This is a genomic window from Limnohabitans sp. (assembly GCF_044361645.1).
Classification (GTDB): Bacteria; Pseudomonadota; Gammaproteobacteria; order Burkholderiales; family Burkholderiaceae_C; genus Limnohabitans_A.
In genome coordinates, this window is the sequence record NZ_JBIKIL010000118.1 from 1 (window position 1) to 11572 (window position 11572).

At 61.3% G+C, this 11572-nt stretch carries 12 protein-coding genes; 5 read left to right on the plus strand and 7 right to left on the minus strand.

The window, feature by feature from the left end; translation table 11 throughout:
* The 3 genes from ACIQ39_RS15690 to ACIQ39_RS15700 all read right to left on the minus strand — a co-directional run.
* Positions 1-493, minus strand: a 493-nt coding sequence (locus ACIQ39_RS15690; protein ID WP_396435543.1) for a YaaA family protein, incomplete at its 3' end; no start/stop codon positions are given.
* A gap of 10 nt (positions 494-503) precedes the next feature.
* Positions 504-812 carry a hypothetical protein gene (locus tag ACIQ39_RS15695; protein WP_396435544.1) on the minus strand — a complete coding sequence of 103 codons (309 nt, stop codon included), beginning with the start codon at positions 810-812 and terminating at the stop codon, positions 504-506.
* Positions 799-1092 carry a hypothetical protein gene (locus ACIQ39_RS15700; RefSeq protein ID WP_396435545.1) on the minus strand — a complete coding sequence of 98 codons (294 nt, stop codon included), beginning with the start codon at positions 1090-1092 and terminating at the stop codon, positions 799-801. The genes ACIQ39_RS15695 and ACIQ39_RS15700 overlap by 14 nt, the downstream gene beginning before the upstream one ends.
* Before the next feature lie 113 nt (positions 1093-1205).
* Here ACIQ39_RS15700 and ACIQ39_RS15705 point away from each other — a divergent pair, with 113 nt between their 5' ends.
* The 3 genes from ACIQ39_RS15705 to ACIQ39_RS15715 all read left to right on the plus strand — a co-directional run bounded on the left by ACIQ39_RS15705 (position 1206) and on the right by ACIQ39_RS15715 (position 3441).
* Entirely contained in the window at positions 1206-1937 is a 732-nt protein-coding gene (locus tag ACIQ39_RS15705; RefSeq protein WP_396435546.1) for a pseudouridine synthase, read from the plus strand.
* A 128-nt stretch (positions 1938-2065) separates the two neighbouring features.
* Positions 2066-3187, plus strand: a complete 1122-nt coding sequence (locus ACIQ39_RS15710; RefSeq protein ID WP_396435547.1) for an NADH:flavin oxidoreductase/NADH oxidase — start codon at positions 2066-2068, stop codon at positions 3185-3187.
* On the plus strand, positions 3184-3441 hold the full coding sequence (locus tag ACIQ39_RS15715) for a hypothetical protein (protein WP_396435548.1): 258 nt from the start codon (positions 3184-3186) through the stop codon (positions 3439-3441). The genes ACIQ39_RS15710 and ACIQ39_RS15715 overlap by 4 nt, the downstream gene beginning before the upstream one ends.
* Here ACIQ39_RS15715 and ACIQ39_RS15720 read toward each other — a convergent pair.
* The 4 genes from ACIQ39_RS15720 to ACIQ39_RS15735 all read right to left on the minus strand — a co-directional run bounded on the left by ACIQ39_RS15720 (position 3430) and on the right by ACIQ39_RS15735 (position 9562).
* On the minus strand, positions 3430-4296 hold the full coding sequence (locus ACIQ39_RS15720) for an alpha/beta hydrolase (protein ID WP_396435549.1): 867 nt from the start codon (positions 4294-4296) through the stop codon (positions 3430-3432). The genes ACIQ39_RS15715 and ACIQ39_RS15720 overlap by 12 nt on opposite strands.
* A gap of 52 nt (positions 4297-4348) precedes the next feature.
* Entirely contained in the window at positions 4349-6592 is a 2244-nt protein-coding gene (locus tag ACIQ39_RS15725; RefSeq protein WP_396435550.1) for a TonB-dependent receptor plug domain-containing protein, read from the minus strand.
* Between the two features lie 90 nt (positions 6593-6682).
* Positions 6683-8140: a DEAD/DEAH box helicase gene (locus ACIQ39_RS15730; protein WP_396435551.1), complete on the minus strand. Its 1458-nt coding sequence runs from the start codon at positions 8138-8140 to the stop codon at positions 6683-6685.
* A 111-nt stretch (positions 8141-8251) separates the two neighbouring features.
* Positions 8252-9562, minus strand: a complete 1311-nt coding sequence (locus tag ACIQ39_RS15735) for a TIGR03862 family flavoprotein (protein ID WP_396435552.1) — start codon at positions 9560-9562, stop codon at positions 8252-8254.
* A 103-nt stretch (positions 9563-9665) separates the two neighbouring features.
* Here ACIQ39_RS15735 and trxA point away from each other — a divergent pair, with 103 nt between their 5' ends.
* Positions 9666-9998 (plus strand): thioredoxin TrxA, encoded by a 333-nt coding sequence (gene trxA / locus ACIQ39_RS15740; RefSeq protein WP_396435553.1) that lies wholly within the window; start codon positions 9666-9668, stop codon positions 9996-9998.
* 247 nt (positions 9999-10245) lie between these two features.
* A complete protein-coding gene (gene rho, locus ACIQ39_RS15745; RefSeq protein ID WP_396435554.1) occupies positions 10246-11508 on the plus strand; it encodes a transcription termination factor Rho in 1263 nt (420 codons plus the stop codon).
* The last annotated feature ends 64 nt before the right edge of the window (positions 11509-11572 follow it).

Here is an 11572-nt window from a genome sequence, read left to right on the forward strand (position 1 = left end):
GGGTTTTGTCTTTGGCCAGCTGGGCGTTCAGGTACTCGGCAATTTGCGGCCCCCAAAACTTGTACAGGTTGCTGCCCTTGTCGGTTTGCAGCGTGGTGCCCATTTCCAGGCGGTAGGGTTGCATCCAGTCCAGCGGGCGCAAGACGCCATACAAGCCACTCAAAATGCCCACATGGGTTTGCGCCCAATCCAGGTCTTGCGCTGACAAGGTCTTGGCGTCCAGCCCTTCGTACACATCGCCATTGAAAGCCAGCACGGCTTGCTTGGCGTTTTTGGCGGTGAACTTGGGGCTCCAGGCTTCGTAACGGGCCACGTTCAGGGCCGACAGCGCGTCCGACAAGTCCATCAGCTCGGCGATTTGCTGGAGCGACTTTTGTCGCAGCACCTCGATCAAGGCCTGCGATTGCGGCACGAACTGGGGCAGCGTGTGCGGCACGCCTGCGGCGGGGGTTTCGTAATCCAGAGATTTGGCGGGTGACAATAAAAAGAGCATGGCGACAACTTCAGAGCATGGGGTTATGGAGACTGGGGGCAGCACCAGACGCAGGGCGCTCGGTCAAGCGGCCAGAGACATATTTGTGCAGCACACTGGCGATCAGGGTTTGGTAGGGAATGCCTTCTTCCAGCGCTTTGGTCTGGATGTCTGACAGGTCACCCGAAGACAAGCGGATGTTGACCCGCCGGTCTTTGATGGCGGTGGCTCGCGCAGCGGCTTTGAACTGTGCCAATTCGCTTTTGGTGGCCACCGATTGGAGTTGCCCCTTGTTGAACAAGTCGAGCAATTCGGCTTCTTCGCGGTCAATCTTGGACATCGTCTGCTCCTTGCTTCAAATAATCACGGGTGGCCTTGCGGCTGGGGATCACGGTTTTGAGAAAAAAATGGTCCACATCTTCCACAAATGGCACGAGGTAGGCATAGCCTGCGTGGGCCACCACCAAAATGCGTTGGCCTGGATACTGCTCAGCATTGGGATGCGCCAGGATGTCCAGGAAGCCCTGCCCTTCAATGGCCACGACCATGCTTTCAAACGAGACACCCCGCTCCGATTGGAGCCACTGGTTTTTTTCGGCGTTCCAGCGCATCGGTTTCATGGTCCGATCTTAGCCGATGTGTGCATTTTGTCATCATGACCAACTTTGCACCCTTTTCGCCTTAGGTCATGGGTGGCGCAGACCCGCACGCTGACACCGCCACAATCGAGCCCATGTTCGAACTTCTTTACCGCGACGAGCACTTGGCCATCGTCAACAAGCCCGCCGGCTGGCTGGTGCATCGCACGCCTTTAGACAAGGGTGAGACCCGCTTTGTGCTGCAAACCCTGCGCGACCAAATCGGGCAACACCTCTGGCCGGTGCACCGCCTGGACAAAGGCACCAGCGGCGTGCTGGTCTTTGCGCTGAACGCCGAGGTGGCGCGCACGCTGGGCCAGGCTTTTGAAAGCGCCGAGGGCCTGCAAAAAACCTACCGCGCTGTGGTGCGCGGCTGGCCCGCCGATGCGGGCCAGATCGATCACCCCTTGAAGCGCATGCCCGACGACATGCGCACCGAGCGCCTGGCAGTGCAGCCCGCCCAAAGCCGCTTTGTCACGCTGCGCCGCTTCGAGCTGCCCATACCTCAGTGCCTACCCCAGCAAGGCTTTGCCAGCACCCGCTGTGCGGAAGTGGCTTTGGAGCCCCTCACAGGCCGCCGCCACCAATTGCGCCGCCACATGAAGCACATCGCACACCCCATCATCGGCGACGCCACACATGGCAAAGGGCCACTCAACCGGGCGGTGGCAGATTTGATCGGGCTGCAGCGCTTGTGGTTGCACGCCACCCGCTTGCAAATGGCCCACCCCGTGCGCGATCAGCCGCTGGTCATCGACGCGCCCTTGCCTGCTGAGTGGACACTTTGGAATGCATTTTCACAATGCCCGCTTGCGGGCAATGATTGATGTCTCGCAAAGCATAAGACTCGCCTCTTGATCTGCCTAAGATCACACGCTGCACCTTGGGATCACCCCCCCATGCCCCAGTCAAGCTGGCTGAGCCAGCGCCCTGTCACCCTCCAAGCCCCCGCACCATGAGCCTGCTGTTCACCCCCTTCACCTTCAACGCCCCCTCCGGCCCCCTCACTTTGCCCAACCGCATCGTGATCGCGCCCATGTGCCAGTACTCGGCCGACAACGGCCAGGCCACCGACTGGCACTTGACGCACTGGACCAACCTGCTCAACAGCGGCGCAGGCCTGTTCACCATCGAGGCCACCGCCGTGTCTGCCGTGGGCCGCATCAGCCCGGGCTGTCTTGGCCTGTGGGACGACGCCACCCAAGCGGCACTGGGTGACAAGCTGCAGCGCGCCCGCCGCTTGGCGCCCGCCATGCCGGTGTGCATTCAACTTGGCCATGCAGGCCGCAAGGCCTCAAGCGCTGCGCCCTGGCACGGCGGCATGTTGATGGCTGCTGAAAATGGCGGCTGGCAGACCGTAGCCCCCAGCGCCCTGCCCCACCTGCCGCAAGAAGCCGCGCCCACCGAACTGAGCCTGGCCGACATCGCGCAAATCAAGGCCGACTTTGTCAACACCGCGCGGCGCAGCCAAGAACTGGGCATTGAAGCGGTGGAGCTGCACGCCGCGCACGGCTATTTGTTGCACCAATTTTTGTCGCCCATTTCCAACCAACGCACCGACGCCTATGGCGGCTCGTTTGAAAACCGCATCCGCTTGCCAATGGAAGTGTTCAAGGGCGTGCGCGAAGCCTTTGGCGGCACGCTGGGCATGCGCATCTCGGGCACCGACTGGGTCGATGGTGGCTGGACAATTGAAGAAACCGCGCAGCTGTCCGTGCAACTCAAACAAGCCGGGGCACAGTTTGTGCACATCTCCTCGGGCGGTGTCTCGCCCTTGCAAAAAATCACCCTAGGCCCAGAGTACCAAGTGCATTTGGCCAAAGCCGTGAAAGCCGCCTCTGACCTGACCACGATTGCCGTGGGCCTGATCACCGAGCCAGCCCAGGCCGAAGCCGTGCTGCAGCGTGGCGACGCCGACCTGGTGGCGCTGGCCCGTTCTTTCCTTTACAAGCCGCGCTGGGGCTGGGAAGCGGCCGTGGCCCTGGGCGGCAGCGTCGATGCACAACACCAGTACTGGCGCAGCTTGCCCCGCGAAGCCAAGAACATTTTCAACGACGCCAAAATTGGCATGCGTTGATCCTTTCAAAAAGAGCCCTGCACAAACTCACCCGCTTGCTGGCCGCGCGCCCCGGCATTCAAGAGCGCTTTGTGGCCCCGGCCGAGCGGCCGCCCCAGCTGCCCCAGCCGATCGAACACGCCGCAAGCGACTGGACCCCGACCAACAAGGCGCTCAGCATCCAGATCGACTTGAAAAAGCCCCGCATCGGCGGGGCTGAAAGACCCAGCCCCAAGGGTCAGGCTGCAGGGGCTTTGGCGGGTTTAAGCGGCTAGCAACTGTTTGGCCAAGGCATGCAAGCGCGTGCCCGGCCGCGTCAAGTCGGTGACGATGCTGAAATGGTTCAGCCCGCTCAAGTCTTCGCAAACGGGCACCGTTTTGGAGCCCCATGATTGTTCAATCATGCGGTTGTGGCGCAAGAACTCGGGGCTTTCATCGCCCCCGGCCACGCTGTAAAGCACCCCCAGACGCGGGCGCTGCCATTTGGCCGGGCTGCACATGCGCACCTGAGCGGGTGTCAGGCGCAAGTCGCTTTGCACAAACGGCGTCTTGCGCAGCGGCCCCAAGTCAAACAAGCCCGAGATGGACAAAGCCTTGCGCACCAAATCTGCAGGTAAATCGCGGCCCACTTTGTGCCAGTCACAGGCGAGCAGCATGGCCGCCAAATGGCCGCCTGCCGAGTGCCCAATGACCGTGATGTTGCTGCGGTCACCGCCGTGCTCAGCGATGTGCCGCCCCACCCAAGCCGTGGCTTTGGCCATTTGCAGGGCAATGTCGGGGATGCCGACCGCTTGCTCGGGTGTACCGGGGCACAGGGCGTAGTTGACCACCACCACGCAGGCACCCAAGTCGTGCAGGGCTGGGGCCACAAAGGAGTGGTCTGACTTATCCAGGCTGCGCCAGTAGCCGCCATGGATGAAGATCACCACAGGGGCATTTGGCTGCGCCGCCGGAAAAATGTCGAGGGTCTCAGCCGGGCCGTCGCCATAGGGCAAATCCAGATGGCACTTCAGGCGCTCGCGCGCTTGTGCCGAGGCGGTTTGCCAATGGGCAAAGTGGTCCGCAAAGTCGGGCACCAAGGCCCGGTTGTTGTACATGCGGTTGTGCCAGGCGGCGTCTTGGGTGGGCATGGGGGTCTCCAGTAGAGCTTGTTTTTAGCCCCATATCTTGGCATAGATGCGCTCAGATTTTCATCTCTAAACGCAGCTGCACATTGCGCCAATTGGGCGAGGTGCTGCGCGAGGTCTCGCTCACGCCAAAGCCGCTGAAGCTTGACGAGCTCAGGTCCTCACGGGGGCTGAAATTGCTCACCGTCAGGCGCAAGGCGGTGGCCGCAGAAAAGCGCCATTGGCCATACACATCGAGCACGCGCTTGCTGCCTTGATAGACCCATTGTTGTTCGCTGCGACGGGTGTCGTAGTCGGGGTTCCAGTTGAGGTTGCCACCCACAGTCAGGGGCCTGCTGCGCAAGCGGTAGTCGGCACCCAGGTTGGCCGTCATGCTGGGCTGTTGGTCCAGCCGGTTGTTGGGGCCGGGCACTTGCTTGACATTGGATCGGAACAGGCTCAGGTTGCTGCGCATGTCCACGGGCAAAGCGCCAGCCTGCCATTGGTCCCAGCGAAACTTGGCCTCCAACTCAATGCCTTGTGTGGTGGCATCGCCCAGATTGACGGGCGTCGACACCCAGCGGTTTTGCCCGGGCGCCCAGTCAGGGCTGATTTGCTGGGCCGTGGTGTAGCGAATCAGGTCGCTGATGTGGCGGTGGAACACGTTGGCGCTGAGCACGCCGCCGCCGGGCAGGTAGCGCTCAAAGGCCAGGTCGATGCCCGTGGCCAGTTCGGGCTTGAGCCCTGCGTTGCCCAAGCGGTCGGGTTGGGTAACCACGTTGGTGCCTGTGACAGGGTGGTCTCGTGACGTTCTGAGTGGTGCCACAAGGTTGAACAGCGATGGTGATTTGTAGCTGCGCGTCAGGCTCATGCGCACCTGGTCGCGCTTGGCCGGGTCGGGCTTCCACAGGGCGTGCAACAAAGGGGTCCAGACCGCGCTGGTGTTCGATTGCAAGCCCGAGGCATCGGTGCCCTCGGTCAGAATCGATTCGTAGCGCAAGCCGGTGTAGGCCGACCAATGGGCGTTGATCTTGAACTCGTCTTGCGCGTAAGCGGCCCACCGCAAGCTGCGTGCTTGGAGGTCGCCAGAATCTTCGACCAGGGCCGCATTGCCCTCTTCCTCGCGGCGCACACCTTCGAGCTCCAGGCCGCTGACGATTTGGTGCCCGTTGTCCATGGCGCGGGTCCATTTGCCGTTCAGGCTGCCCGAGCGGTCAACAAAGTTTTGCGTTTCAAAGCCGTTGAACAGCAACACATTGGTGGCTCCCATCTGGTCCAGGCGATAGTCGTATTGCGACTGGCCCAGACCAAATTTCAACTCCAGCCTGTCGTCGGCCGACAGGCGCTGCGCCCATTGGCCGTTCAGCCGGGCCATGGCGAAACGGCTTTTGTTCAGCGTTTGGGCGCTGTCCGAGAGCAAACCGCCTTCGGTCTGACGAAGCTGAATTTGTCCAGCGCTGCGGTTGTCCGAATACACCACAAAGGGCGAGAGCGTGAGGCTGCGGCCTTGCTCACCTTTCCACTGCAAACGGGCACTGGCGTGCAGCGCTTGGCGGTGACCCAGCGATTGATTTTGGCGAACACTGTCCTCGCGCACATTCGAGGTGGTCAGCGTGCGGCCTTCATCCGGCCGGTGCTGGTCCATCAAAGACAGCGTCGCGGTGCCCCCCAATGGCTCTGTCTTGAGCGTGTGCACCCAGCTGAGCTGGGTCGAGCCCTCACCACGCTCTTGGCTGTGCGTGATTTTCAGGTCGTCGGGGTTGGCCTTGCGGCCCTCGCGCAGCACGATGTTGATGGTGCCTGCAATGGCCCGCGCCCCGGTTTCGGCCGTGGGGGCGCGCATGATTTCGATTTTTTCGACCTGCTCAGGCGTCAGTGTGTCGATGGAAAAGCCGGGGGGCACGCGCTCCCCGTCGAGCAAGATTTGGGTGAAACCGCCACCCAAGCCGCGCATGCGGATACCGCCGCCACGGCCAGGCGCACCTTGCACCGTCACGCCGGGCAAGCGCCTGAGCACCTCGCCCAAGCTCGCATCGCCTTGCTTTTCGATTTCTTCACGGCCGATGACAATTTTGGAGGCCGATGACTCGCGCCGTGCTTCGGTGTCGTTGTTGCGCTTGCTGCGCACTTCAACCTGCCCCAAATCGGTCGGCTTGTCCGTGGGCACCACGGCGCTGGGCGCAGCGGGCGCTGGCGCGTCGAGCATGGGCCCAGAGGGGCCGGGCGAGCTTTGCGCCCACAACAAGCTGGGCCCAAAAATCAAGCCCAATCCGGCAGACCGAAGCCCTTGGGCACAGCGTTTGAGGGGGAACAAGTGCAAGGAATCGGGCTTATTGGGCATCTGAGCATTTTGACAGTGACCCATGACGGGCGTGCAAAGCCCCGGTGAAAAACCGGGGCGGCACGCAGCTCAATCTTCGGGTTTGAACAAAGCGGCCACCCTGCGCTTGGGTTTGATGTTGGCCGATATCGACGATCGCGCAGTGCTGGGCACCGAGGCTTCCCAACTGGGCGTCGCCACAATTGCAGACGGCTCGTAGGGCTTGCTGAAAAAAGGGTCGCGGTTCACGGGTGCAGGGCGAAAGCCGCCCCTGCTGCGCTCGCGTGGCGCTTCGAGGGCGTCGCGCGGGTCAAAGTCGTCGCGCCGACGGCTCTCAAAGGGCCGGGCACGTGGGCGGTCTTCGTTGCGCTCACCCCATTTCTCTGGCACAGGACCGGCGGGCGCGTTGTCGAGCTGCAAGGTTTCGACTTCGATCTTTTTCTTGATCAGCTTTTCAATGTCGCCCACCAAACGGTTGTCAGAAGGGCTGACCAAGGTCACGGCCAAACCCGAGGCCCCAGCCCGGCCGGTGCGGCCAATGCGGTGCACATAGTCTTCGGCGTTGAAAGGCACGTCAAAGTTGAACACCGCAGGCACATCTTTGATGTCCAAGCCGCGCGCAGCCACGTCGGTGCAGACCAGCAAATCGACTTCGCCCTGCTTGAAGGCTTCCAGCGCCTTGAGCCGTTCGTCCTGGCTTTTGTCGCCATGCAAAGCGGCCGTTACCAGGCCCTCGCGCTCCAAAGATCGCGCCAAACGGGCGCATCCGAGTTTGCTGTTCACAAAAATGAAAGCCTGCTTGATGCCCCGGTCTTCCAGCACTTTGCGGATGACGCGGCGCTTGTCGTCGTCATGTGCGGCGTAAAAACGCTGCTCGACGGTGGAGGCGGTTTCGTTCGGCCGGGCCACCTCGATGGTGATGGGGTTTTGCAGGTAGCTGCCTGCCAAGCGCTTGATCTCGGGCGAGAACGTGGCCGAGAACAGCAGCGTGGTGCGCTGCTTGGGCAGGTAACTCAAGATGCGCTGCAGGTCGGGCAAAAAACCAATGTCCAGCATGCGGTCGGCTTCGTCCAGCACCACGTACTCCACCTGGTTCAGCACCGCGTTTTTGGCTTCGATGTGGTCCAGCAAGCGCCCGGGCGTGGCCACCAGCACCTCAACGCCTTTTTTCAGCTCCAGGGTTTGCGGCTTCATGTCGATGCCACCAAACACCACGGTGCTGCGCAGCTGTGTGTACTTGGCGTACAGCTTGATCTGCTGCGCCACTTGGTCGGCCAATTCGCGCGTGGGCAACAGCACCAAGGCACGCACCGGGTGACGGGCGGGGGAGGTGGAGGGGTTTTCGTGCTTGAGCAGGCGCTGCAGCAAAGGCAGCGAGAACGCCGCCGTTTTGCCCGTGCCGGTCTGGGCAGCGCCCATCACGTCCTGGCCCGTCAACACCACCGGAATGGCTTGGGCCTGGATAGGGGTCATGGATTCGTAGCCCATTTCGGCCACGGCTCGTGCCAGCGTCGGGGCCAGCGATAAATTGGAGAAAGAGTCGGTCATTAACCCGTGATTGTCGCATTTTGAGGAGGACAACCCCAATTGACGGCAAATGCTGTGCCCTGCAAGTGGTCAGGCAAAGCCGCATGACCGCCTGACACAGCGCTCCAGCGTTCACATTTTTGCCAAAATGCCGTGCCCCGCGCGCCACCCGCTGGCCAAACAGGCGGTCAGCAAATAGCCACCCGTGGGAGCCTCCCAATCGAGCATTTCTCCAGCGCAATACACATTGGGGCGATGGCACAGCATCAACTCTGGCGTCAAACCCTCCAAAGCCACCCCACCCGCAGTGCTGATGGCTTCGGCCATGGGTCTGGGGCTTTTCAACACCACCTTCAGGTTTTTCAAGGCGCTGGCCAAGGCCTCGGGTTGGGCCAAGCAGTCGGCCGCGCACAACTCGTAGACCAAACCCATCTTGACTCCGTCAAGGCCCAAGCGGCTTTTCAAGTGGCTGGACAAACTGCGGCTGCCCCGAGGCCAGCGCACGGCTTGCAGCACCCGCTGAGGCGACAAATCGGGCAACAAATCGAGCGACATGCAGGCACTGCCCGCCTGCAGGTCTTGCCGCAAGCCGGCCGAAGCGGCGTACACCAAACTGCCCTCGACCCCCGTGTCGGTGATGACGAATTCACCTTTGCGCTCAAATTCAGGCGGTGCTGCAGGGTCCATCTCGGGGGATGCGCCGGTGCGCAACACCACCGACTTGAGCGGATGACCTGCAAAACGCTGGCGAAAATGCGCCGTCCAGCCCTGCCCATCGCGGCCCCACACATCAAACCCACAATTGGCCGCTTGCAAAGGCACCACCGGTACGCCTTGCGCCGCCAACACCGCAACCCACGCCCCATCTGAGCCCAAACGCGGCCAACTGGCCCCACCCAAAGCCAGCAAAACCGCTTGTGCACGGACGCGCCGCACGCACGCCGGGCCAGCAGAATCGAAAGCCAAGGCATCGCCCTGCCAACCCAACCACCGGTGGCGCATGTGAAACTGCACAGGCACCCCGCCGGCCGGGTGCCTGAGCCGGTGCAACCAAGCACGCAGCAAAGGTGCCGCCTTCATTTCATGCGGGAAAACACGCCCCGATGAGCCGACAAAGGTGCTCACCCCCAAGTCCTGCGCCCACTGGCGCACGGCCTGCGCACCGAAATCGGACAACCACTGGCCCACCTCGGACTGACGGGTGCCAAAACGTGTATTGAAGTGCGCCGATGGCTCGGCATGGGTCAGGTTCAAACCACCCTTGCCGGCCAATAAAAACTTGCGGCCCACCGACGGCATGGCATCGAACAAATGCACCGCCACGCCCGCTTGTGAGAGCACATCCGCCGCCATCAGACCTGCCGGGCCACCACCCACAATGGCCACCTGTGCGTTCAACACAGGCCCCTCAAAAAGGGGGGGAATGGGGTCAAAAACGGTCATGGTGCTTGAAATTCTCTGGACCCAGCAACGGGCGCATGCGCTGGGTTTCTGTCAAAATAGCCGTCACTTTAGCTGCATCTTTAATGTTCACAAGGAAAAGGCCATGGCCAGCGATCTGATCAAACACACCACCGACGCCACCTTCGAAGCCGATGTGCTTCGGTCCAGTCAACCCGTGGTGGTGGACTTTTGGGCCGAATGGTGCGGTCCCTGCAAAATGATCGCCCCCATCTTGGACGAAGTCGCTGGGGCCTACCAAGGCAAGCTGCAAATTGCCAAGATGAATGTCGACGAAAACCGCGACATCCCTGCCAAATTTGGCATCCGCGGCATTCCCACACTCATGATTTTCAAAGATGGACAGTTGGCAGCCACCAAAGTCGGTGCCATGAGCAAATCACAGCTGACGGCTTTCATCGACCAACAACTGGCCTAACAGTTTTCGGGTGGTCTCCAGCCCCCCGAGCACCACGCATGAACCGGGGCACAGCGCCCCGGTTTTGCAGTTTGAAGTGCCCTGCTAAAACCTGTCATAATTTCCGTCATGTGTCCTGAACCTAGGACCACGCCCTGACAACCAGACTCTTCAGCCCTAAGCCCGGGCAGCACCTGGTTCACAACATTTCCACCCGGTTACCAGAAAAGCAGCCCGCAGCGGCTCGCTTCGACACAGGCCCACTCCCATGCATTTGAACGAACTCAAGGCACTTCATGTGTCCGAACTACTGAAGCAAGCCGACACGCTCGAAATCGAGAACACCGGCCGCATGCGCAAGCAGGAGCTGATGTTTGCCATCATCAAAAAGCGCGCCAAAGCGGGTGAACAGGTGTTTGCAGACGGCGTGCTTGAAATCTTGCCCGACGGGTTTGGCTTTTTGCGCAGCCCCGACTCCAGTTACACGGCCAGCACCGACGACATCTACATCAGCCCCAGCCAAGTGCGCCGCTTCAACCTGCACACCGGCGACATGATCGAAGGCGAAGTGCGCATCCCCAAAGACGGCGAGCGCTACTTTGCCCTGACCAAACTCGACCAAGTCAACGGCGATTTGCCCGAGAACAACAAACACAAGGTGATGTTTGAAAACCTGACGCCCCTGTTCCCCAAAGAGCAGATGCGCCTGGAGCGTGACATCAAGGGCGAGGAAAACATCACCAGCCGGGTGATCGACATCATCGCGCCGATTGGCCGGGGCCAACGCGCCTTGATCGTGGCCCAGCCCAAATCGGGCAAGACCGTGATGATGCAGCAGATTGCCCACGCCATCACCGCCAACTACCCCGATGTGCACCTGATGGTGTTGTTGGTCGACGAGCGCCCTGAAGAGGTGACCGAAATGCAGCGCAGCGTGCGCGGCGAAGTGATCTCGTCGACTTTTGACGAACCCGCTTCGCGCCATGTGCACGTGGCCGAGATGGTGATCGAGCGCGCCAAACGCTTGGTGGAGCTGAAAAAAGACGTGGTGATTTTGCTGGACTCGATCACCCGCCTGGCCCGCGCTTACAACAACGTGGTGCCCTCTTCGGGCAAGGTCTTGTCGGGCGGTGTGGACGCCAACGCGCTGCAGCGCCCCAAACGCTTCTTTGGCGCGGCCCGCAAGGTGGAAGAAGGCGGCAGCCTGACCATCATCGCCACCGCCTTGGTCGACACCGGCAGCCGCATGGACGAAGTGATCTTTGAGGAATTCAAGGGCACAGGCAACTGCGAGATCCACCTGGAGCGCCGCCTGTACGAAAAGCGCGTGTTCCCGGCCATCAACCTGAACCGCAGCGGCACACGCCGCGAAGAGTTGCTGCTGCAACCCGAGGTGCTGCAAAAGACGCGCATCTTGCGCCAGTTCATGTACAACATGGACGAGATCGAGGCGATGGAGATGGTCTTGAAGAGCATGAAAGCCACCAAGAACAACTCCGAGTTCTTTGACATGATGCGGCGCGGCGGCTAACCACCCTCTTCCGTCGCCCCAGTCATCGCGAGGCAAGAAACAATCCATGCCTTGTTCCCGTCAT